Raw genomic sequence first — 23,768 nt, 5'->3', positions numbered from 1 at the left:
AGATTTCTATATTTTTATAACTTCCACACTTGCTGAAAACTTCAAACAATAAGCTTTATTATTTAGCAAAATCGTTAATCCACTGCACAGACCATAAAGTGGGATTGGGTTGTTTTTTGCAGTTTCTGTGAGTATAGGTGTCGCACCTGAGTAAAACTTAATCTATAACCATCTAATAATATAGCTTATCTATTGCATTTGATAGCAGCTTTCATTTGGTAATGCCAGTTAGCTATTAAATGAAACTATCGCCAATGAAAACAAGCTAAACCTAACCAGACTTTATAACTACTCTTTCCAGTGCTTTTCAACCCAATCTACGGGCAAGATAAAATGACGTAGATGACGAAGAGGATGCTTTAAGTTTTTAGGGTGTTTTAAGTTTTTCAAATGGTCTTTAATATTATTAGCTGACTTTTTGTCATATCTACCCTCGATAGCATTGGTGGGATATAGGCCACCTGGGAAGATAACAATGCGTGCCCCTTTAGGGATTTTTGGTTCTTTGATATAATTTAGCGGGAACGGTTGACGACACTTACGTCTAAAATGGGCCACCCATTTCTTTGGGAACAACTTGACACCATTTGGCGCATTACGAGTTACAAAGCGTTGCTCAAAGCGGTATTTATCAGCGATACCTTGCGGATCAGCTTTAAATTTTTCTTGAAGAGATACCAACGAACCAACTTGAAAACGAAAGCAAGACGTTTGCCCTAACCGCTCTAAGGGATTACTTGGATTATAAGACAAGATAACATCATCAGGTTTACCATACTCAAAAAAAGGATCAAGGCTATCAACGATAATGACATCCAGATCTACAAATAGGACAGTTCCTGATAGATCACCTAACTTTTCACCCCAAAGTCGTGACTTTGGCCATTTACCTAAGGTATTGGTTGGCATAGTCACGTCTAAAGGAGGCAGTTCTTGACACTCAATCTCTGAACGAACGTCTGTAGTATCGTCAGTAAAGCAGACGAAGCGAAATGGTGGCGTAATATTGCGTGATACCATACCATAGAGCTTATTGGCATAATCAGCGCCATATTTAGTACCCCATTTAATACAGATAATTTGCTTAATATTGTTGTTATATGCTGCTTTTGTACCCATTGGCATCGAAACTACTCACTTTAAATAGTATGAATAAATAATATGCTCCGTATATTAACATAAAAAAAAGACCGAACAATTATGTTCAGCCTTTTTAATTTTGCTAGATAACGTTAATCAATAAAGCTTAACCAGTCCATATATTTCTCATTACGGCCGTGTACTACGTCAAAATATAACGTTTGTAGCTTTTCGGTCAATGGACCGCGACCACCATTACCGATAGTACGGTCATCATATTCACGAATCGGTGTGACCTCAGCAGCAGTACCAGTCATAAAAATCTCGTCTGCTAAGTAAAACTCATCACGCGTGATACGGCGTTCGATGACGTTGATACCTAAGTCAGCCGCAAACTGCAAGATAGTACGACGAGTAATACCATCTAGTGCGCCGCCAGATAAATCTGGGGTATGTAGTTCACCGTTCTTAACTAAGAATAAATTCTCACCTGCACCTTGACACACAAAGCCTTGTGGGTCCATTAAGATGGCTTCGTCATAGCCATTACGAGTCACTTCTTGGTTGGCCATGATAGAGACAGGATAGTTACTTGAGGCTTTAGCCTTACACATAGTGACGTTTGGCATGTGGTGTGTATAAGAGGATGTTTTAACCCGAATACCGTTTTGGATGCCCTCGTCACCAAGATACGCGCCCCAGTGCCAAGCTGCAACCATCGCGTTGATACTGTTACCATGTGAGGATAGACCTAACTTTTCTGCGCCAACCCAAATAAGTGGACGAATATAAGCTTCTGCCAACTTATTTTGTTTAACCACATCTTTATGTGCTTGCTCAAGCGTAGCTGCGTCGAAAGGCACGTCCATTTGGAAGATCTTTGCAGATCCTAGCAGACGCTCAGTATGCTCTTTTAAACGGAAGATTGCGGTACGATTGTCATCAGTTTGATAAGCACGTACACCCTCAAACACTGCCATACCATAATGCAAACTATGGGTAAGTACATGAACTTTGGCATCAGGTTGTTCAACCATTGTGCCGTTCATCCAAAGCTTTCCTTCCTGTGTTGCCATATTCATGTAAGAATCCTTATGTTAGTACTATTGACTAACTTTTTATTGAGTTTTAAGTAAGTGTTTTAATTAAAATTGTATGCTTACACCGAGTCCGTATTAGTGCGTAAACGATTATATCATCGGAAAGCCAAACAAATGAAACATTTTAGTTTATCCTAGCTTGGCTTTTATTTATACCCTTTGCCGTATAAACGCTTATTCTTCTTCTCTCGAGGACACACCCATAAGATGTTGCCACTGAGCTTGTACCAGTGCGCGTGTCTCTGTCCATAGCAGCTCATCTACCAGTAGTGATTGCTCAGCCAATGCTAACTGATGGGTGGCGGCGCGAATACGTAAGTAAGCATCAGTTAAATCTTGACAAACTTGCTCCTCCCAAATGCCAAGCAACGCCACCTCTTCAAAGATGCGTACGTTGTCGCTCCACTTAGTCAGGCTTGGGTACTTATGCGAATAGGCCAACACGACAAATTGCGCGAGAAACTCAATATCAATGATACCGCCAGCGTCTTGCTTAAGATGAAACTTGCCCGCTTGTTGTTGCCATTGACTGGTGCCCAGATGCTTTTGCATCTTGATGCGCATACTTGTCACTTCCGTACGTACTTCATCAAGCGTACGTGGCAATGCCAATATCGTACGGCGAATATCGCAAAATAGCGCTGTTACACGTTTGTCACCGCATATTGCTCGAGCCCGAACCAGTGCCTGATGCTCCCAAGCCCACGCTTTTTCGCGCTGATAAGTCTCAAAAGCATGACAAGAAACCACCATCATACCTGCATTTCCCGATGGGCGCAGACGCATATCGATTTCATACGCTCGTCCATCACGCGTTTGCGTATTGAGATAAGTCATAAGTTTTTGAGCCAAACGAGCCGCAAACTTCATGCCGCTTACTGACTTCTCGCCAGTCGTCATGCCCTGCTCTTTTATTTTGTGTAAAAACACCAAATCTAAATCGGAGGAATAAGACAGCTCAAGGCCACCAAGCTTACCATAACCGATAATAGCAAAACCACAATCCGCTTCAGTCACTGGATCACCATTTTGGGCGATAGGATAGCCATAGCGCTTGACCAATTCTGCAAAAGCCCGTTCCAGTGCAGCCTCTAACACCACAGCTGCAATATAGGTCAAGGAATCTGATACCTTCATAATGGGGCGTTCAGCCAAGACGTCGCTAGCAGCAACGGCCAGTACTTGGTTCTTTTTAAACAATCGCAGCACACTCAGTAGCTCTTCTTCGTCATCAGGCTCTACACGCAATAGACGCTGGCGCAAAATGTCGTGTAGCTCTAGTTTGTCTGGCAGATGACGATAACGCTGCTGTAAAAAGGTATCGAGTAGCACGGGATACCGTGCCAGTTCATTTGCAATCCAAGGACTGGCAGACAACATCGGAATCAGCTCAACCGTTGCATTTGGGTTTTCTGCGATCATGACTAAGTAGATTGAGCGCCGACAAATTGCCTCAAGTAAATTGATGAGACGCGGCAACGCGCTATTGGCTAGCTGCTGCTGTTCTTGATGCGCAAGCAACGCATGCACGATTACTGGGTAAGCATCATCTAAACGGGTTCTGGCTTCCTCGCTTAAGTTGGCGACCATTTTTGATTGCCAAAATGTCTGTAATTGAGCGCGGTTTTGCTCTGTTAATACGGTATCAAGCTGCGCAATTTGCTCATCAAGATTGGCATGGTCAAGCTCAGTATCTTCTTGATCGGGTACTTGTCGTTCAGTCACCATACGCTCAAATGGAACATTGACATTTTCACGATGCAAATTAAGCGTTGTTAGTAGCGCATCCCAAGTCTCAAAGCCTAAAGTGCAAGCCAAATTGTACTGCCAATGTTCATCATTAGGCAAACGCTGAGTCTGCTGATCGTTAATCGCTTGGATGCCGTGCTCAAGTCGACGCAAAAACCGGTAAGCGGCTTGTAATTGCTCATAGGTTGAGTATTCAAGATATTCAAGTTCACATAAAGCCATCATTGCTTGCAGACACGACTTGACTTGTAATTGCGGATGACGGCCACCGTAGATGAGCTGAAAGGCTTGTACAATAAACTCAATATCACGAATACCGCCAGCACCTAGCTTGATATTGTCTAAATCTTCTCGCTGCGCCACTTGGTTTTGAATGAGCGACTTCATCTCACGTAATGCTGAAAAAGCACTATAATCGACGTAATACCGAAAAACAAAAGGTCTAATAAGCGCTTGTAATTCATCGTAAAATGGCGGTGAAATCTGACCAACCACGCGTGCTTTTAGCCAGGCAAATCGCTCCCATGCTCGTCCATGATTGGCAAAATACTTCTGCAATGCTGATAGATGAATGGCCAAATCGCTACCATCTCCCCATGGTCGCAGACGCATATCTACCCGGAATACAAACCCATCCGCAGTACAATTATCCAATAACTTAATGATACCTTGACCAAGGCGCGTCATAAAACGCTTGTTATCAATGCATCGCGTGCCTTGTGCCTTATCGCCATCAGTCTCACCGCGCGCTTGATGGACAAATATCAGATCGATATCACTCGACAAATTCAGCTCATGCGCCCCAAGCTTACCCATGGCCATAATTGCCATGTCGTCAACACGCTTCACCCCTTTATCATCTATAAAAGTTGGCTTGCCATATTGAGTAACCAGTTGCCGATAAGTATAGTCTTTGGCAAAGTCTATACAGCCATCAGCAAATTCAGAGAGCTCATCTGTCAATTGTTCAAGCTCTATCATTCTTAAAGCATCTTGCCAAATCCAGCGCATCATCAATAGATTGCGCAAATTTCGCAACCCTCTCATGACTGTCGTCTCATCGCCCAACTGGTAGTTATCATCTAACGTATAATCTTGAATAAGATCATCTATTTGCTGGCGAGTTAACGTTTGATCGAGTGGATAGCTACGCAAAAACGTCTGACAAGAAGTCGTTCGGCTCTCCCAAATCTGATATGCAAAAGCACTAGCAATACTTAAAACTTGGATCTGTTCAGCTGTGGGCTGATGGCTTTGGTTATTGATTGTAGTAGATGGCATCGCCGATGACATAATAAGTGCTCCGTACAGCATGGATTAATAAGACTACCTGAACCTAGCTGTTTTGTTCATAGTTTTTTCTAACGAGAGAGTCATATTGAATAATGTGGTCTATGTGTTACCAGTCTGCTGCTTACAATATATACAGTATTTGACCAAGTTAACTTTATGGTAGCATGGTTAGCTGAAGTATCAATAATCACAAACTTATAGCAGCTGACGATGCATACATCCTGCTAGATAATATCGTCCATGAAGTTACAGATTATCTATCCAAATATAGTGGAGAAGCTCTATGAAGCTGACTGAGCAAAATATAGAGAATAACAGCCCTAAGAATAAGACCGACGATGAAGGATTTTTACTTAGCAATGTTCGATTAGAAACCGGTTTTATGCGCAATAAGTACAATGAAGTCGTTGCGACAGAGACGTCGCTTTTTGATCTTTTTATCTTCAATGGCAAAATCGAATCAATCACTAAAAAAAAACTGACAAATGAGAGTCAAACGAACCTTGATGTAAAAACAGTTGATGCTAATGAATTCTTAATGCTGCCAACTTTTCAAGATATGCATATTCATATCGATAAAACTTACTACGGTTCAGGTTGGCAAGCAGCACCTTGGACGGGCAGTATCAAAGATATGATTCGTCTGGAGGAAAAGTTAATTCCAAAACTCCTTCCTGACTCTCAGCGAAAAGCTGAAGAATGCATACAGCTCATGCAAAGCTATGGCTCTACTTTTGCTCGTTGCCACTGCAATATCGATCCCATTAGCGGGTTAAAAAGCTTAGAACATCTGCTGTTAGCGTTGGATAATTACCAAGACAGTTTTGATTGGGAAATAGCCGCCTTTCCTCAACATGGTATTCTTTATTCGCAGTCCGAGGGCTTGTTGAGAGAGGCGGCTCAAATGGATATTGATTTCATTGGCGGACTTGATCCCACAGTTGTCGATGGCGATATGAAAAGATCTTTAGATATTATGTTTGATATCGCGTTAGATTATGACAAAGGTGTCGATATTCATCTCCATGAAGACCTGCCTTCTGGTAAAGCCGTGATGGAGTATATGATAAAAAGGGTTAAAGAAAACGAGGTGCTACAAGGTAAAACCTTTATTACCCATGCTTACGCCTTAGCGATGATGCCACAAAAAGAGCTGGAATTTATCGCTGAGCAATTTGCAGAATATGGTATCGGTATTGTCTCCAGTGTGCCAATTGGCAAACAAGCAATGCCTATTCCTACCTTAAGAAAACACAACGTTAACGTCCTAACTGGTACTGATAACCTTATGGATAATTTTTCACCATTTGGAACGGGCGATATGCTACAAAAAGCAAACTTGTGCGCGCAACTCTATAATTGGACTGACGAATATCGTTTGAATCGTGCGTTAAAAATGATTACCAATCATACGTTACCTTTGGACGATCAAGGCGAGCAAGTCTGGCCGTTCGTAGGTGCTGACGCTGACTTTATACTGGTCAATGCTTCTTGTTCCGCGGAAGCAGTAGCCCGCCTACCAAGACGCGAAGCGGTTTACTATAAAGGTAAGGTGATTTTATAAAAACAATAAAGGACATCTACAATGGACAACACTCATATTACTACAGACAAAGAAGAACAAAATCAAGAAATTGTACTGGCTGGGCACCCCTCAGGAGTACCAACGGCAGATACTTTTCGGATCAATAACATTGATATGCCAACATCAGAAATGCTCAAAGACAATGAAGTCTTAATAAAAAGTCTTTATGTCTCAGTCGATCCTGGTATGCGCGGCTTTATGGACAAAGGCGACGATGATGCCGCTGGTAATAAGTACAAGCTAAACCAGCCTATTACCAGTAGAAGTGTCGCGCAAGTTATCAAAAGTACTGATAAGACCTTTGCCGTTGACGATATCGTACATGGACGTTTTGCGTGGCAAAAATACCAAACCGTTAGTGTAGATAATATTGAGAAAGTAGATCCCAATCTCGCGCCTATTTCTACCGCTGTTAGTATGCTTGGAGTACCTGGACTTGCTGCTTATTTTGGCATGTTAAAAATAGGTCAGATCAAAGCAACAGATACCGTTGTTGTCTCCGGTGCTGCGGGTTCAGTAGGCAGTATCGCTGCGCAAATAGCTAGAATAAAGGGCTGTAAGGTCGTTGGTATTGCAGGCTCTCCTGAAAAAATCAACTATCTAGAAAACGAGTTGGGTTTGGATAAAGGCATCAACTATAAGCAAACTAATAACATGCAAGTAGCGATAACAGAAGCTTGCCCTAATGGTGTTGATGTGTTCTTTGACAATGTAGGCGGAGAATTATTTGACGCAATACTTGCCAATATTAACGAGTATGGCCGTATCGCTATTTGTGGTCAAATTGCAGAATATAACGAAGACCGTCCACCACAAGGCCCACGTCCTATGCACACTTTAATCAAAAAAAGTGCACGTATGGAGGGGTATGTTGTTTTCAACTTTAGCGATGAATTTGATGATGCCAAAAAACAGATTGCAGAGTGGTACAATAGCGGTCAAATAAAGTATAGAGAAAACCTTATTAAAGGCTTTGACAACATTCCTTCTGCCTTTATCGGTCTGTTTACAGGTGAGAATATCGGTAAGCAAATGGTTAAAACTGGCGATAGTAACGATGACTAAAACCTAACTCAAATATCGTACTTTGAATTTTAAACTTTTATGATGGCTTATAACTATGAACGCTACCCCGCTACTCCTGATTACGACCGATCCAAGCCACCCGCTTGCGCATTTGGCACTGCGTTATGCTCGTACCTTTTTAAAGCAAGTAACATCGAAGCAGGTACAACATCAGGATGAGAATACTGGGCAGCAAGTTGCTAAAAACGATACGCAACCTCTAAATGTCTTTTTTTATGCTGATGCAGCTCACATAGCCAATCGCTTACGCTGGCAGTCAGCGGATCAGACTGACTTAACTCAAGAATGGCAAGCGCTTGCTAAGCAATATCAGCTTTCGCTACCTGTATGCGTCAGCACTGCGCTTAGTCGCGGTATTAGTGATCGTGATAACAGCACACGTCATCAATTGAATGGTGAGAATATTGCCGATGGTTTTCATTTGGTTGGACTTAGTGAGCTTGCAATAATGATGCAAGGCAACTGCCGTCTGCTACAGTTTTAAATACAGTTTTAAGTGCCAATTAAGTACGAATATTCATCATGGATAATAAGAAATAACCTATGAAATTACTCATTCAGCTACGCACTCCAACTGAGATGGCAAGTTATGAAGGTTGTGCCCTCGCCTTGACGCTTGCAACTTTCGGTCATGAGGTGCAGCTTTATTTAGACGCTCCTGTTTTTGGACTATTAATGCAGCCGAAGTCGCGTTTGCACGGTATGATTCAATCTCTTGAGCTGTATGATATGCCGCCCGCTTGGCTACCTGAGGATGTATTTAGCGGATGGCTTACAGGCATGGTACCAAGCGATTTAGCCGCACAGCTTACGCTAATACCAGAAGTCGTTAATTCACAAGATTTTGAGCAGATCTTAGCTTTTTAATGGTATATATTTTTAGATACTACCTTGCTATCGGTAAACATTCGGAAACTTAATATGGCAACTTTATATCAATTACACAGTACAATGGATAAGCTCAGACACAGCACAGAAGAGATGGCGCTAACGTGGCGGGCTGGTGACAGTATTATTTTATTAGGCGCAACTGTCACTTTCGTTGAATGGCTTAATGCTTATTTAGGTGATAGTGATATAGAAGGTATCACTGCAATCTATGCTTTAGCAGACGATGTCGCAAATCTCAGTGATAATACGACTGCCAAATTAAACTTAAACGCCAAGCTGGCTGATGTTTTAACTGATAATGAATGGGTTACTATGACCCAAGACCCACAGTTTGACAAAGTAGTGACCATATCCTTATGACTGTATCTAATATCACTATGTCTAACATCGCTCTAGACCAAGACGGTCATCTTTGTGACCATAATATATGGACACCTGCGATCGCCCAACAACTGGCAGATACATTAGATGTCAAGCTAGATGACGAGCGTCTAGCCATCCTGCATCAAGTCCGGGCTTTTTTTGCTAGGTTTAATCACGCGCCAGCTACTCGCCCATTAATCAAATGGCTACAGCAGACTTTGCCTGAACACGATATCAGCAACCAAAAGTTACAGCAACTGTTTAATACCGGCTTAGTTGCTCGTCATGTCAATCGTTTGTCAGGCCTCCCAAAGCCACCTAACTGCTTATAAAAACTGCTTTTTTATAGGCTGCTATTTTGGGTCATAAACAGTGAGAGTCTCATAACCGGTGCTGCGACCTGTATCACCACTAAAACCTTGCTGGCGCCATACTTCGTAGAGACATATCGCCACGCTATTGGATAAGTTAAGACTGCGCGAATCAGGCAACATCGGCAGTCTTAACCAATTATCAGCGCCAATGTCTTCACGTATATCATCCGCTAGACCTGCGGTTTCAGAACCAAAAACCAGTGCTACGCTAGGCGCTACCGCTGGTATGTTATCGGTACTAGTATCTAATTGCGCCATAAAATCATAATCATAAAACGGTTTACTAAGCTTGGTTGTCAGCGCTGTGATTGTCTGGCAATCTGCTTCAAGCAATGCTTGCTTCGCTGCTGACCAGTCATCATGCACTTGCAAGTGTGCGTATTCATGATAATCCAATCCAGCACGGCGCAACTTTTTATCATCCAGCTCAAAGCCTAGTGGCTGCACCAAATGTAGCTGTGCGCCACTATTGGCACATAAGCGAATAATATTGCCGGTATTGCTAGGCATTTTTGGGGCGACTAGCACGATATGAATGGTCATAAAATTTCCATAATAGGATTAAAAATATTGATGTTATTTGCGTCATACTGGTCTGACTTTGCTCTCATGCACTATTGCCAAATGACAGCTATGTAAACCAGCTAACTGCTAAGCGTAATTAAAAGTTACAGTTTATTGTCAATAATTACATTTTGATACTGGGCACGGTTTTTAACTTTGATTATCATGGCACCAATGGATATCAAGACAGTTTGATGATATCAGAATAGCCTATTTATTTATGCTGAACTGATATCATGATATTGCCATTTATCCTGCATATCGTTGGTAATACCTAAGCAACATGCTTATTATTACTCGAATAAACCTATCCATTTTGGGAACATTATTATGAAAAAAGTAATTATCGCATCTTTGACTGCTATGTTTGTATTGACTGGTTGCAACACTTTTAAAGGCCTAGGCCAAGACGTATCAAGCGCTGGTGAAGCAGTAACTGGTGGTGCACAAGACGTACAAAACAAAATCTAAGTTCTAACGTTTTAGATTCTATGTTTGAAGGGCTTACCATTTGGTAAGCCTTTTTTTGTTCTTAATAACAGTAATGTATAAATAATCTTCATCATATGCAGATACATAAAAATTTAAACATACAAGCACTATAAAAATGCGCGCAATATCTGATTTAAGTAACGACGACCTAATAAAGTTGGTTGTAACAGATTAGGGTCATCTATCAAGAGACCTTGCTCGACTAGCTTATTGACTTGCCGCGCTATGCTTTCATAGCTCAGTCCTGTTCGCGACTCAAACAATGTCCCTGCCACCCCTTCGTGCAAACGTAGCGCATTAAGCATAAATTCACTGACCAACTCGTCATCGGCGATTGGCTGCCAATTGACCATTTTTGGTGCCTCTTGATAAGTCATATAGTCTTTTGGAGAGCGTGACTTACTAAAACGGTAGATACCTGTCTTTGATAGTAGCTCTTCTAATAGTAGTTCATCGTTTTGCAAATCTTTACTTATTAAGTCATTACTGTTCAAGGTCACTTTACCGTGTGCGCCAGCCCCAATGGCCAAATAATCGCCAAACTGCCAGTAATTGATATTATGTCGACACGGTTTATCTGACGCGCCTGCCCATGCCGATACTTCATAGTTATTGTAGCCTAGACGCTGTAGCAGAGCTTGCCCTGCCTCCTCAATATCAGCCAAGCTGTCCTCATCAGGTAAGATAGGCTGATTGCGATAGAATACGGTGTTGGGCTCAATCGTCAGCTGATACCAAGAGATGTGCGTTGCGCCAGCGTCATGTGCCGTTTGAATATCGTATAACGCCTCACTAAGCGACTGCTGCGGTAACCCATGCATTAAGTCTACATTAACCCGCTCAAAGCCAGCAGCGCGAGCAGCCTGGATGGCGGCTGTTGCCTGATCAGGATCGTGAATACGCCCAAGTGTTTGCAACTTATCAGCAGCGAAACTCTGTACCCCAATAGATAAGCGATTAATACCCACTTTTAAATACTCAGCGAATGGTGCATGCTCTAACGTTCCAGGATTTGCTTCCATGGTAATTTCAATATCATTGGCAAATTCAAAGCAGTCTTGTAAACCTTTAAATAAACGCTGGTATTGAATAATCGGTAACAATGACGGCGTACCACCGCCTATAAATATTGAGCCAATCTGGCGTCCTTGAGTCAGAGACTGTTGCATCTGCGCATCTAGTAAGAGCGCATCTACGTATTCATCATACATTGATAGCTGCATATCAGCGCCCAGCTCGTGCGAGTTAAAATCGCAATAAGGGCATTTTTTTACGCACCATGGAATATGAATATATAGCGCCAACGGTATAATGGTCACGTCTATACAAGAAGCACCGTTAATATCAGCTCGCATGGTAATATTCTCACTTTTAGATATCGACATAACATAAACTTATTCAACAAAAAGCGGCGACAAACCGCAAAAAATACGGCTAGGATAACGGCTACGTCACTGAAAGAAAAGCATTGTATTCATCAATTGCATTTATTAAAGAGACGTTTAACGAACAGCTGTAAAACCATACTTAAACAAACACGACTATCATCGATGCCATCTAACAGGCAAGCTAGATAAAACGTATATCAAATATCATACGACAAATATGAGGATAACAGTTATGGCATATTGGCTAATGAAATCTAATCCAAAATTTTTTGGTATTGAAGACCTACAACGCTTGGGTACAGAATGCTGGGATGGCGTACGTAACTACCGCGCTCGTAACTTTATGCGCGACGATATGCAAGTAGGTGACAAAGTAGTCTTTTATCACTCAAGCGCAAAACCCTCTGGCGTCGCTGGCATTATGACGATAAGCCAAGCCGGTTACCCTGATCCAACCCAGTTTCATCCTGAACATCGGCATTACGACCCCATTGCAACTATTGAGGCACCGCGATGGTATATGGTCGATGTAACATTTGAGCGAGCTTTTAAAGAAACCCTACCCCTATCTGAGCTAAAATTTATCCCTGTACTTGAGGATTCATTACTACTTAGGAAGGGCTGCCAGCAACTGACCGTAATACCACTTGAGCCTAAGCATTGGCAGGCTATTATGGATATGGCAGAGATGCTGGAGCTAGTGTGAGCTCATAAGTAATGGGTCAAAGGTTTTTGTAGCACTACCTTACCAAAGTTTGCTATATTGACGCCTTGATTTTTTATCTACACTATTACACTATTTCCATATTCTAGGACTCATTTATGAGCGCACCCAAACTTGTACTATCTGTATTAACAGTCAGTGTATTAGGACTGACACTAAGCGCTTGCGGCAGCGATGGTGACAAAGTCAGAAAAGAATACGATCGCATCGAAGACCAAGTGAAAGACGAGTATGATCGTGTAGAAGATAAAGTCAAAGATAAGTATGAAGAAGTCGAAGATAAGCTGACTGATGACGAAAAAAGCATGGCTGAGATTTTGGAGTCTGTATTTTTACCAGAAGAGTCATTAGATAACTTCTTAGACAAATTGACGCCGGAGGGTGGACGCGGCGGTCTCTATGTCGGTCACTTCACCGAGCTTGATGATGGTGATGATAGCGACATTGATATCGGAGCGATATATTTTGATATCAGTAATGACGGCGCTGGCAGCGTTGATGGGCGTATCAGTTACCAACAGCAGACTTGCCAAGAAAACCGCACACTCGATGTCAATACGGGCTTTAAAGTAGACAATTATATTACGGGCAAGGTAACAGGTAGCCTTGATACAGCAGAATTTTTAGACATCAAATATATCAATGATCTAGATCTTGAAACGCCAAACTTAATGACTACCTTTGCAGGTAGCTTTGAGGAAAACCAAGTAGGCTCACCATGGAAAGGGAGTTTTGAATATCAAGACAGTCTAGGTGGCACCACCCTTTCAGCTGCCAAAGACAGTTGTAAGGTTACCTATACTCTGAGTGATCGTTCTAACTTTACCACTTATGCACTCGATTATACACTAGGTGCCATGATGCTTGACATCACTGGTAATGGTAGCCAAAAAACCGTCACTTGGAAGAATCCAACTAACACAAAACAAGTATTAGTCAGCCAAATCGATGTCAATAAAGCTGAGTCTGGCGCCAACGGTTATGTACAGAATGTAGTATTGGTTAACAACGAAACACAATTTACACCTGTAATTCCAAACACTTCGACTAACTACGCTATTGTCGTACAAGCATTTGATGCGAATAATAAGCTGATTGGCTATCAAGCAATCGTACAAGATTTGCCTGAATCATTGTGATCTTTGAATGTATGAGCTTTTATAAATATACATATGACGATTAACTCCAGACGGCTCTGAAAAGTTTTAAACGTATTTTAAGCATTAAAATTGCAGTCTGACTTCTTAGCCATTTAATACAGTGATACCTGTCAGTTCATCATTTGAATTGGCGGGTTGCTTTTGTTTTATTGACGTCATTTTTATTTTCAAACTTTGGCTATATGGACTTGCTCATATTATTTATCGGAGTATTATCGTCAGCACAGATTCTATGTTACTGCCTTACCAACGATTTGCTGATGGCAGTGTTTAAACATCAATAACCAACGTGAATAATGAAAAGTTGCTAACTATGGTTTTGCCATTATCCTTTACAGACTTTAAAAGCTACAGCTTACGTTTAGGCGTGCTCGCGCTACCTATTTTAATCACTCAATTTTGCCAAGCAGCGCTAGGAGTCGTTGACTCGATTATGGCGGGACGTGTCTCAGCACTTGACTTGGCTGCCGTGGCTGTTGGCTCTGGTATTTGGTTACCGCTGTTTTTATTGGCAACAGGTATTTTAATCGCTACCACGCCCCTCATTGGAGAAGCCATAGGGCAAAACAAACACAGCCAAGTTCCACATATCACTCAGCAGTCTATATGGACCGCCAGCGTGATCGGTATTTGCGGTTTTATTATTGTTAATTTGATGCCAAATGTGCTTGGCTTAATGGGTGTGCCAGAGAACATTCAGCCTATCGCTGCACAGTACCTACATGGTGTTTCTTTTGGTTTCCCGGCACTCGCCATTTATGCAGTATTACGTAGTTATTGTGAAGCACTGAGTCGACCTGAGCCAGTCACAGTCGTTAGTATTATTGGTCTATTAGCAGATATACCGCTCAACTATATTTTTATCCACGGATTATTTGGCATGCCCGAGATGGGCGGTGCTGGCTGCGGTGTGGCAACAGCACTAGTGCTATGGATTAACGTATTGATTTTGGGCGCTTATACTACCCTCTCTAAGCGTCAACAATTTGCCAGTACTCGTTTTTTCTACAGCTTTACTGCTCCCAACCGAGAGCAAATAACCAAGCTCCTTAAACTTGGTATTCCCATTGGCTTGTCTATTTTTTTTGAAGCCAGCTTATTTAGCTTAGGCGCATTGGTCATTAGCCCATTAGGTGAGATCGCAACGGCGTCACATCAAGTCGCCCTAGCAGTTACTTCTCAGTTGTTTATGATTCCGATATCAGTCGCGATGGCGCTGACTATCATGGTATCTAATCGTTTTGGCGAAAAGAATCTGCTCGCCTTACGACACGTACAAGCAACTGGACTTATTTGGACAGTGCTCATTGCGCTTGTCTGCATGCTGGGTATTTGGATGTTTAGACCACAGCTTGCCGCAGCATTTACCGACAATCCTGAGTTACGAGCACAGGCTATGCATCTGTTAATCTTCGCGCTGGCTTATCAGCTCTTTGATGGCTGGCAGGTCAATGTTGCTGGGATATTACGCGGGATGCAAGATACCACAATACCGATGTGGGTGACGCTTTTTTGCTATTGGATGGTCGCCTTGCCGCTTGGTGTCTATCTAGTACGTTTTACAGGCGTCGGTGCACAGGGGTTTTGGATGGCGCTCATTACCGGTTTGTTTTTATCCTCAATCCTTTTGACTTTACGATTACGTTACCAACAAAGGCGCCTAACAGCCATATGGACTTAATCAACGTTAAGAAAAACTCAACAAATATGGGACGCATGTTACTATTATTCGCCTTAGCGTCAAAAATATGTAAAAAATTCCAGTTAACAACTGTACATTGATTGCTCATTGCGTTGAATATAGGTATCATTAGCAGTCAATCAAACAATATTTTGTTACACTATTTCTTTCTTCAATTCAAAAAAAAGGCGTCATTAAAATTATGGATATTGAAAAAATACGCACACTAATCGCTCTCATGGAAGAAAACGAACTGGTCAATTTAGAAGTGAGTTCAGATGATGAGCATATCAGTTTAACTCGTCACTATGATGCACCAGCTCCAACCATGATGGCAGCGCCTGCTATGGGTGCAGCACCTATAGCTGCTACTGAAGCCAAAGCATCTGTCAAAGCTGGAAGCGTTGAAACCTCACCGATGGTTGGTGTGTTCTATGCTGCTCCTAGTCCTAATGACCCACCGTTTGTAAAAGTTGGTCAAACCGTACAGGCTGGCGACACACTTGGTATTATTGAAGCGATGAAAATCATGAATCCACTTGAAGCAACTCAAAGTGGTGTCATTGACGAAATCTTAGTGGACAACTCTGAGGTTGTACAGTTTGGCCAGCCTGTTATACGTTATAAAGCCTAATTGTACTTGCTACACCTTACTTTGTTACGTTCAATACCTCGTTCATACTCATATTATATGAGTGATGTGTAACGATTGGATTGATCAACGCCGCTTTGACGAGGATGACCCTATGATAAAAAAACTGCTCATCGCCAACCGAGGTGAGATTGCTCTACGTATCGTACGTGCGTGTAAAGCACTTGGTATAGAGACTGTCGGTATTTACTCCACTGCTGATGAAAACCTCATGCATCTACGCTTCGTTGATGAAGCTATTTGTATCGGTAAACCAAATGCCAGTGAAAGTTATTTGAATATCAGTACTATTTTAACAGCTGCTGAGATCTCTGGTGCTGATGCCATTCATCCTGGTTATGGTTTTTTGGCCGAAAACGCTGAATTCGCTGAACGTATCGAAGAAGCTGGTTTAACTTTTGTAGGCCCCAATGCTGATCATATTCGACTTATGGGTAATAAGGTATCTGCCATTAATGCCATGAAAAAAGCTGGCGTACCAACTGTTCCCGGCTCAGTCGGTGCAGTAACGATGCACAATGCGGAAGAACAAGCTCGTAATATTGGCTTCCCGTTGATCATTAAAGCCGCTTCTGGTGGTGGTGGTCGTGGTATGCGTGTCGTTGAACGCTTTGATGAGTTGGTCGGTCAAGTGCAAGCGGCAAGACAAGAAGCTGAGTTGTGGTTTGGCGATGATACTGTCTATATGGAGCGTTACTTACAAAACCCGCGCCACGTTGAGATCCAAGTACTGGGCGATGGTAATGGTAATGCCATTCATCTTTATGATCGTGACTGCTCACTACAACGTCGTCACCAAAAGGTGTTAGAAGAAGCACCTGCTCCTGATATTCCAGATGACGTTCGTGAACCGATACTACAAGCTTGTGTTAAAGCGTGTGAGCTGGTTGAATATCGCGGCGCTGGTACGTTTGAGTTTTTGTTTGAAAATAACGAATTTTTCTTTATTGAGATGAATACGCGGGTACAGGTCGAGCACCCTGTGACTGAAATGATCACTGGTATCGACGTGGTGGTTGAACAACTAAAAATCGCTGCAGGCTACGGTTTATCTTATCGTCAAGATGAGATTGAAATTCAAGGTCACGCAATCGAATGTCGTATCAATGCTGAAGACCCAGTAACTTTTATGCCTTCACCTGGCAAAATTACACAGCTATATGCACCTAGTGGGGCTGGCGTACGCTTTGATTCGCATTTATATCCTGGCTATGAAATCCCTAGCTATTATGACTCATTGATTGGTAAGCTCATTTGTCATGGCCAGACTCGCCAGCAAGCTATCGCAAAAACAGTACATGCGCTTGATGAGCTTATTATCGAAGGCATAAAAACCAATATTCCTATGCATCGTGATGTCATTTTGGCAGATGAAAACTTCGTTAATGAAGCGCAGAATATCCATTATCTTGAAGAAGAAATGCTTAAATCACAAAAGACTAAAACTGCGAAATAATGAGAATTTTGATGCTTTAAATAAAAACCGCTCTCTTATAAAGGAGCGGTTTTTTGATTGTTGTGACTAAGACACTAAAGCCTATTGCTTATGGTAGGACTCTATGAAAATTCATAAAGCACTGTTTGCCTTCAGGATCAGCACACCACTGCATCTCATTGCCATCATGATTTAAATAAGCAATCAGCGCCTCGTCAGTCTGGTCAATCTGATTGCCTGAACAGTCTACTTCATTGTTATCATAAACAGTTTTGATGGCGATAATAGGCAAACCTTCTTCACGGTGCGTGACCAAATAACGTCCATAAGTCCATTCTTTGCCGCTTACTGCCCACATCTCGTTATCTGCACCAAAATTATATAACTCTCGGCACTGCGTGGCACTTTTCGTCTTTATATTATCACCAGTTACCATGCTGGGCGCTACATTAGGTGTCACTTTAAAGATGCGACGCTCGCTTTGATCCAATACACCATCTGCCGCTTTAGCAGTTACCTCAGGCTCATTGGTCTCTATATTTTGAGCACTGTTGGATGCTGCTTGCTTCGCTATAGCGTCTTTGGTCATAGTGATACCACTATCCAAATCTATTTCCCATTGTCCAGCAATAGCAGGGCTAATATGCGTTGTAATCACTGACTGACTAACAGGTTCGCTATTACCAGGTAGTGAAGCTAAAACAGCGGCTAACGTAAATGACGCAAACGAGATTGGTTCCATAATTAACCTTATACTTATAATATAGATTGTCTGTCTTAGTGTAAGTCCTCGCTGTCGAACACACAAGTAACTTTATGCTATAGATGAACAGATGTGCATTTTGCAGCGCTTATATTCTATAAAAAGACCGCCATATCTTTTATAGAGTATGGCGGTTTTTAGTTTTATGCTGCTTAACTGTGACTAAAACTAAGCGGCTACCGTACTTGGCGCTTGAGCAAATGCAGAGAGTGCCCCTTTTAGCATCGCCGATACCGTACTGCTACAAGTACCAATACCAGAATAAACCTCGCCATCGACGTTGAGCTGAATGTAAGCGGCCGCATTGGCATTGGTCTTATTATCGCTGTTGTTGCCGTCATCGATACCATCACCACTATTATGCTGCGGATTGATAGCATGCTCAGCATAATTAATAACATGGATGGATTTACCAGTGTGCTGTGCAAGTCCATCAATAAATGATGATAATGGGCCATTACCCGTACCGTCAATCGTAATGGTATCGTCATTCATTTGTACTTGACCATTAAAATAAACGGCTCCACCCTTGTTATTAACACTATAATCTAATAGCTCTAAATTGCCTTTTTGCAAATACGTGTCTTCAAAGGTCTGTAATATCTCATCATTTTGTAGCTCGCGTGCCGCTGTCTCAGCCTGCTTTTGTACCACACCGCTAAAGTCAATCTGCATCCAGCGTGGCAAATTAAACCCATAGTTGCGCTGCAAGATGTAAGCAACGCCGCCTTTTCCAGATTGACTATTGATACGAACCACGTCTTGGTAGCTACGACCAATATGCGCAGGATCGATCGGCAAATAAGCCACGTCCCACACAGTGTCAGTCTCATCTTGATGTTTTTCATTATAATCAAGAGACTTTTTGATGGCGTCTTGGTGTGAGCCGCTAAAGGCAGTAAAGACGAGCTCGCCCACATATGGATGACGTGGATGCAGCGGTAGATTGTTACACTCGCTCACCACTTGCACGATTTCACTCATATTACTAAAATCAAGCTCAGGATCAATACCTTGGCTGAATAAGTTCATCGCCATCACCATGATATCCATATTACCAGTACGCTCTCCGTTCCCAAGCAACGTACCCTCGATACGATCGGCACCAGCAAGCACACCAAGCTCAGCCGCAGCAACTGCACAACCTCTATCATTATGAGTATGAAGACTGATAATCACATGCTCGCGCTGGGCAAGATTGCGGCAGAAATATTCGACCTGATCAGCAAAGATATTAGGCATAGAAGCTTCAACAGTCGCTGGTAAGTTAAGAATAACCTCTTGTCCTTGTTGCGGCTGCCATACGTCGCAGACGGCGTTGCAAACTTCCACAGCGTATTCAGTTTCAGTTTGGCTAAAGCTCTCAGGTGAATACTGGAATACCCAATCTGTCTCTGGATATTTGGCAGCATACTGCTGCAATAGCTTGGCACCAGTGATTGCAATTTCTTTAATCTCAGACTTATCTTTGCCATAAACCTTTTCACGCTGTACGCGGCAAGTTGAGTTGTAAACATGAACAATGGCTCGTTTGGCCCCTTTTAAAGATTCAAAGGTTCGAGCAATCAGATGCTCACGTGCTTGCACCAATACTTGCAAGGTCACATCATCTGGTACATGGTTTTCTTCGATAAGTTTACGCGCAAAATCAAACTCAACTTGCGCCGCCGATGGAAACCCAATCTCAATGTCTTTAAAACCCACATCCACCAAAGTTTTAAAAAAGCGCATTTTTTGTTCGATAGTCATTGGATCAATCAAAGCTTGATTACCGTCACGTAGATCGACACTCGCCCATATTGGCGATGCCTCAATAGTTTTACTTGGCCATGTGCGATCCGGTAGTGAAGGTGCAAACGCAAATGGACGATATTTACGAAAATCAAAAGCGGCATTTTTAGGGGTAATCTTTGCCGTATGTGTGGTCGCATTGCGTGGGTCTTGGTTAGACATAATGAATCCTTTTAGACGATATAATGAGCTAAATACGTATCTAACTAAATCGCTTTATCACAAGAGATGGTGGTTATAGCATTATAATAGCAAAGTTTTTAAAGTGAAAAACAGCTTTATTAAATAAATTATCTTATGTAAGTAGTGTTTATCACTAATATCATATATATTATCGGCACAAATCACTAACAATGAACAAAAGATATGACTGATAGCCAACCAGCCTCTCAAACCACACACCCTCTTGATGATACTGATAAGCGTATTTTACGTCTATTACAGATAGATGCCCGTATGAGTATTACCGAGTTGGCTGAAAACGTCAATTTGTCAGCGACACCTTGTGCGCGCCGTATCAAGCGTTTAGAAGACGCAGGTATTATCACAGGTTATCATACTCAAACAGATGCAGAAAAGCTTGGCTACCCACTTGCTATATTTATCGCCATTAGTATGGATCGCCACACAGCTGAACGTTTTGAGCAGTTTGAAAAAAGGGTGCAAAGCTTCGACGAAGTGATCAGTTGTAGCATCGTGACAGGCCGCTCTGAGGACTACTTGATTAAAGTACGGGTACGTGATATGGCGCACTATGAAGAGTTTTTATTACATCGGCTAAATCGTATCGAGGGCGTTGCACAGGTCCATACTAGCTTTGAGTTACGAGAGGTTTTTAGCCGCAGCATCGTTTAAGGCATTATGGCATCTTTACAATACTCGCTTGAGTGGGTTGTTATGCAGCCGATAAAATGACACGATTAAAGCCAGACCAATGAGTAAACCGATAGCTGCAACCAATAGACCTGCATTGAAATTATCGCTTTGTCCAGCCAAAGCAACCGTTACCAATGGTCCGATAAACTGCCCAAGCGCATAGGCTAAAGTTGCCAATCCTATGAGCAAGTTAGAGTAAGCAGGGTTGATATTTTTGATGATATTTAAGGTCATCGACACCATACCGACAAAGGTTAGTCCTAAAATAACGGCATTTGCATATAAGCCAAACGCCCCTTTAAACCATAAAGGTAAAAGCATCCCTAGCGCTTGTAATAGAGTTAAACCCATTAAGGTTTTGGTCTCACCAATACGCTTCGCAAGCGCGCCCCACAGAGGATTCGACAGCATCGCAAAAATACCAACCAGCAACCAGATAAGCAGCCCAGCATAGCTCTGGATAGTAAGCCGCTGTGCTGCCATAACTGGTAAAAAAGTCGCTGAAGTAATATAACCAAATCCTGCTAATACATAGCTTGCTGATAACAACACTATGGCTTTGGTATGACCGATAACAGCGTTATATAATGAGCGTTTAAAATTAATATAGGTTTGGCGTATAGATCGATGAGTAAGACTGGTCGTCGCATCTGCTATTGTTGACTCGCTAGATACGGCAGCATCGCTATTTGTCGGACGTAGACCGTAAAGTAGCCAAAGTAACGGCAAACTACTCACGCCCGCTACCAGCCAGATAATATCAAAATGATAGCCGAGCAATAATAACCACCAAGTCAATACGGCTGACAGGCTAATACCCACTCCTATCCCAGCATAGTGCAACGTAGAAAGTATAGAGCGACGCTCATCGCTAAAGCTTTGAATCACTAATGACGAGCTTAAAATCATCGCCACTCCGCTTGCGATACCTGCTAGTAAACGAATCAAGTACCATAGATTTAATGACATTTTTGGTACGACAAGCATCATCGTCGTAGTAACACTAACCATCGTCCATAGCATCAGCATTTGCCACGTGTGTCGCTGCGTCACAAATATGGCAATGAGCGCGCCAATAAAATAGCCAATATAATTAACTGAAGCGAGCCATCCAGCAGTAGCGGTCGACAGCGACATTTGAACCATAATATCAGGTAATGTCGCTGTAAATAAAAAGCGCCCATAACCCATCACTACCGCCAGACAGTAAAGTCCAATCCAAGCGATAGTGGTTTCATGAGTAATAATAGGGACAATACGGCTTTTGGAAGTAGTCATCATGACGCAGCCAATTTGTGGTTATCAGCACACAATCCTTTGTGTTAAAAACCTATAGATAGCGCTTAAAAGTAGCGATGAAGCTTAAAACTATGACATATTAAGTGCAGACGCTGAAGGCTGGCTAGTATCAGTCTGCCCCAATATCTGTACTCGTTGGTCGCTAAACATATCCATATCAGGGGCAAGCGTACGCATGAACCGATCAAAATACAACAGCTGCTTAGTCAATAAAGCAAAATCACGGGGGAAATGAATACCATGACGTTTGCCGACTTCGACAATTTCGAGCATCATCTGGTTAAGCTCATCGGCCTGCTCTTTACTATTAAAAGGCACCCCACTTGTAAACGTAATGTCTTCTGCCATGATGGTTTTCATCATGCGCTCTAGATCATTTGCTAAGTCCTGGGCATCGACATTACTGCGACCATGGGTCATCTCCATATCGATCATATGCTGCGCCATCGCTTGATAGTTATTATCTTGCAAAGCTTGCATCATCCCCATACAAGCACGCCAGCTTTCAGCCTTTAATTTACCTACGATACCAAAATCCAAAAACCCAATTCGACCGTCGGTTAACAGCATCAAGTTGCCAGCATGCAAGTCAGCGTGAAAGCTATTACAAAACATAAGGCTTGCAAACCACGTATTCAACGTATCTGCCATCACTTGCGCTGGATCGTCACAATACTGACGCATAGCCGTCTCATCAATCATAGAAACGCCATGTAATTGGCTCATAGTCAGGACGCGTTTGGTCGTCAAATCATCATAGACCTCTGGCGCTACTACTTTTGTGTTCCCCGATACGCTCAAAAACTGCTGAAAATCGCGAATGTTTTGTGCCTCGCTAATAAAGTCAGTTTCGGCCAACATGCGCAGACGAATCTCATCGATAATCGGTGCAATACTGGCAAACCTCATTGACGGCATCAATAGCTCAACGATTTTAGTCACGCCGTGCAATACGCCCAAATCCGTTTGCATAATGGTTTCGACTTCAGGCTTTTGTACCTTTAATACCACTTCATCGCCATTGTGCAAACGCGCGGCATGTACTTGAGCGATAGAGGCGGATGCTAATGGTTTTTCGTTGATGAATGCAAATTTGTCAGACAGCGTTTGCCCATCGACTGCCAACTCATCCGTCAATACCTGCTCGATATAGGTATAAGATAATGGTGTCGTTTGATCCAAACAGTCTTGGAAGGCTTCTACATATTCACGCGGGAATAATGAGGGCGTACTGGCTATAAACTGACCAATTTTAATATAAGTCGTGCCAAGCTGCTCAAAAGTATCTTTTAATAGCCTTGCATCAGGCTTCTCGCCTTTTGCAACTCTAAAGGCAGATAAGCCGGCGACACTGACTGTCTGACGCATACGATTGACCACATTGAAAGAATGCTTTAGTAAATGAGGACGATGAATTTTCAT

22 protein-coding genes are annotated in these 23,768 nt (G+C 42.4%); 13 read left to right on the top strand and 9 right to left on the bottom strand.

Annotated elements, in window-relative coordinates; genetic code table 11:
* Nucleotides 1-288 precede the first annotated feature (288 nt).
* From Q0890_RS10330 to glnE, 3 genes are all read right to left on the bottom strand, one after another.
* Complete coding sequence (locus tag Q0890_RS10330) at nucleotides 289-1,125, bottom strand: glycosyl transferase (RefSeq protein WP_299220431.1); 837 nt, start codon at nucleotides 1,123-1,125, stop codon at nucleotides 289-291.
* A gap of 107 nt (nucleotides 1,126-1,232) precedes the next feature.
* A complete protein-coding gene (locus Q0890_RS10325) occupies nucleotides 1,233-2,162 on the bottom strand; it encodes a branched-chain amino acid transaminase (protein WP_299220428.1) in 930 nt (309 codons plus the stop codon).
* 192 nt (nucleotides 2,163-2,354) lie between these two features.
* On the bottom strand, nucleotides 2,355-5,210 hold the full coding sequence (glnE, locus tag Q0890_RS10320) for a bifunctional [glutamate--ammonia ligase]-adenylyl-L-tyrosine phosphorylase/[glutamate--ammonia-ligase] adenylyltransferase (protein WP_299220866.1): 2,856 nt from the start codon (nucleotides 5,208-5,210) through the stop codon (nucleotides 2,355-2,357).
* 295 nt (nucleotides 5,211-5,505) lie between these two features.
* Between glnE and Q0890_RS10315 the strand changes: the two genes are divergently transcribed.
* The 6 genes from Q0890_RS10315 to Q0890_RS10290 are packed head-to-tail and all read left to right on the top strand — an operon-like array spanning nucleotide 5,506 to nucleotide 9,479.
* Nucleotides 5,506-6,786, top strand: coding sequence for an amidohydrolase (locus Q0890_RS10315; RefSeq protein ID WP_299220425.1), 1,281 nt, complete (start codon nucleotides 5,506-5,508; stop codon nucleotides 6,784-6,786).
* 21 nt (nucleotides 6,787-6,807) lie between these two features.
* On the top strand, nucleotides 6,808-7,872 hold the full coding sequence (locus Q0890_RS10310; RefSeq protein WP_299220423.1) for an NADP-dependent oxidoreductase: 1,065 nt from the start codon (nucleotides 6,808-6,810) through the stop codon (nucleotides 7,870-7,872).
* Nucleotides 7,873-7,927: 55 nt separating this feature from the next.
* On the top strand, nucleotides 7,928-8,377 hold the full coding sequence (tusD, locus tag Q0890_RS10305; RefSeq protein ID WP_299220420.1) for a sulfurtransferase complex subunit TusD: 450 nt from the start codon (nucleotides 7,928-7,930) through the stop codon (nucleotides 8,375-8,377).
* A 59-nt stretch (nucleotides 8,378-8,436) separates the two neighbouring features.
* Nucleotides 8,437-8,760 carry a hypothetical protein gene (locus Q0890_RS10300; protein ID WP_299220417.1) on the top strand — a complete coding sequence of 108 codons (324 nt, stop codon included), beginning with the start codon at nucleotides 8,437-8,439 and terminating at the stop codon, nucleotides 8,758-8,760.
* Nucleotides 8,761-8,814: 54 nt separating this feature from the next.
* On the top strand, nucleotides 8,815-9,144 hold the full coding sequence (locus Q0890_RS10295; protein WP_299220415.1) for a hypothetical protein: 330 nt from the start codon (nucleotides 8,815-8,817) through the stop codon (nucleotides 9,142-9,144).
* Between the two features lie 17 nt (nucleotides 9,145-9,161).
* A complete protein-coding gene (locus Q0890_RS10290) occupies nucleotides 9,162-9,479 on the top strand; it encodes a TusE/DsrC/DsvC family sulfur relay protein (protein ID WP_299220863.1) in 318 nt (105 codons plus the stop codon).
* 21 nt (nucleotides 9,480-9,500) lie between these two features.
* Here Q0890_RS10290 and Q0890_RS10285 read toward each other — a convergent pair whose 3' ends face one another.
* Nucleotides 9,501-10,064 (bottom strand): tRNA (cytidine(34)-2'-O)-methyltransferase, encoded by a 564-nt coding sequence (locus Q0890_RS10285; protein WP_299220412.1) that lies wholly within the window; start codon nucleotides 10,062-10,064, stop codon nucleotides 9,501-9,503.
* Nucleotides 10,065-10,415: 351 nt separating this feature from the next.
* Between Q0890_RS10285 and Q0890_RS10280 the strand changes: the two genes are divergently transcribed.
* Nucleotides 10,416-10,556, top strand: a complete 141-nt coding sequence (locus Q0890_RS10280) for an entericidin A/B family lipoprotein (protein WP_075103144.1) — start codon at nucleotides 10,416-10,418, stop codon at nucleotides 10,554-10,556.
* A 128-nt stretch (nucleotides 10,557-10,684) separates the two neighbouring features.
* Here Q0890_RS10280 and hemW read toward each other — a convergent pair whose 3' ends face one another.
* On the bottom strand, nucleotides 10,685-11,932 hold the full coding sequence (gene hemW, locus Q0890_RS10275; RefSeq protein WP_299220860.1) for a radical SAM family heme chaperone HemW: 1,248 nt from the start codon (nucleotides 11,930-11,932) through the stop codon (nucleotides 10,685-10,687).
* Nucleotides 11,933-12,197: 265 nt separating this feature from the next.
* Between hemW and Q0890_RS10270 the strand changes: the two genes are divergently transcribed.
* The 5 genes from Q0890_RS10270 (at nucleotide 12,198) to accC (ending at nucleotide 17,638) form a co-directional block, all read left to right on the top strand.
* Nucleotides 12,198-12,671, top strand: a complete 474-nt coding sequence (locus tag Q0890_RS10270) for an EVE domain-containing protein (protein ID WP_299220408.1) — start codon at nucleotides 12,198-12,200, stop codon at nucleotides 12,669-12,671.
* Nucleotides 12,672-12,787: 116 nt separating this feature from the next.
* Nucleotides 12,788-13,828 (top strand): hypothetical protein, encoded by a 1,041-nt coding sequence (locus tag Q0890_RS10265; RefSeq protein ID WP_299220405.1) that lies wholly within the window; start codon nucleotides 12,788-12,790, stop codon nucleotides 13,826-13,828.
* 334 nt (nucleotides 13,829-14,162) lie between these two features.
* Entirely contained in the window at nucleotides 14,163-15,530 is a 1,368-nt protein-coding gene (locus tag Q0890_RS10260; RefSeq protein WP_299220403.1) for an MATE family efflux transporter, read from the top strand.
* 202 nt (nucleotides 15,531-15,732) lie between these two features.
* Nucleotides 15,733-16,164, top strand: coding sequence for an acetyl-CoA carboxylase biotin carboxyl carrier protein (gene accB / locus Q0890_RS10255; protein WP_299220400.1), 432 nt, complete (start codon nucleotides 15,733-15,735; stop codon nucleotides 16,162-16,164).
* 112 nt (nucleotides 16,165-16,276) lie between these two features.
* Nucleotides 16,277-17,638 (top strand): acetyl-CoA carboxylase biotin carboxylase subunit, encoded by a 1,362-nt coding sequence (gene accC, locus Q0890_RS10250; protein WP_299220398.1) that lies wholly within the window; start codon nucleotides 16,277-16,279, stop codon nucleotides 17,636-17,638.
* Between the two features lie 88 nt (nucleotides 17,639-17,726).
* On the opposite strand, the gene Q0890_RS10245 is transcribed toward accC, so the two are convergent.
* Nucleotides 17,727-18,359 (bottom strand): hypothetical protein, encoded by a 633-nt coding sequence (locus Q0890_RS10245; protein ID WP_299220395.1) that lies wholly within the window; start codon nucleotides 18,357-18,359, stop codon nucleotides 17,727-17,729.
* Between the two features lie 189 nt (nucleotides 18,360-18,548).
* A complete protein-coding gene (leuA, locus tag Q0890_RS10240) occupies nucleotides 18,549-20,333 on the bottom strand; it encodes a 2-isopropylmalate synthase (protein WP_299220393.1) in 1,785 nt (594 codons plus the stop codon).
* Between the two features lie 204 nt (nucleotides 20,334-20,537).
* On the opposite strand from leuA, the gene Q0890_RS10235 reads away from it, so the two are divergent.
* Complete coding sequence (locus Q0890_RS10235; RefSeq protein WP_299220390.1) at nucleotides 20,538-21,026, top strand: Lrp/AsnC family transcriptional regulator; 489 nt, start codon at nucleotides 20,538-20,540, stop codon at nucleotides 21,024-21,026.
* 15 nt (nucleotides 21,027-21,041) lie between these two features.
* On the opposite strand, the gene Q0890_RS10230 is transcribed toward Q0890_RS10235, so the two are convergent.
* Together Q0890_RS10230 and Q0890_RS10225 are read right to left on the bottom strand one after the other, a co-directional pair.
* Nucleotides 21,042-22,328, bottom strand: a complete 1,287-nt coding sequence (locus Q0890_RS10230) for a YbfB/YjiJ family MFS transporter (RefSeq protein ID WP_299220385.1) — start codon at nucleotides 22,326-22,328, stop codon at nucleotides 21,042-21,044.
* 87 nt (nucleotides 22,329-22,415) lie between these two features.
* Entirely contained in the window at nucleotides 22,416-23,768 is a 1,353-nt protein-coding gene (locus Q0890_RS10225) for an AarF/UbiB family protein (protein ID WP_299220382.1), read from the bottom strand.

The organism is uncultured Psychrobacter sp. (assembly GCF_947488565.1).
In the GTDB taxonomy this organism is placed as follows: domain Bacteria; phylum Pseudomonadota; class Gammaproteobacteria; order Pseudomonadales; family Moraxellaceae; genus Psychrobacter; species Psychrobacter saeujeotis.
This window is presented reverse-complemented; position numbering and strand designations above follow the sequence as displayed.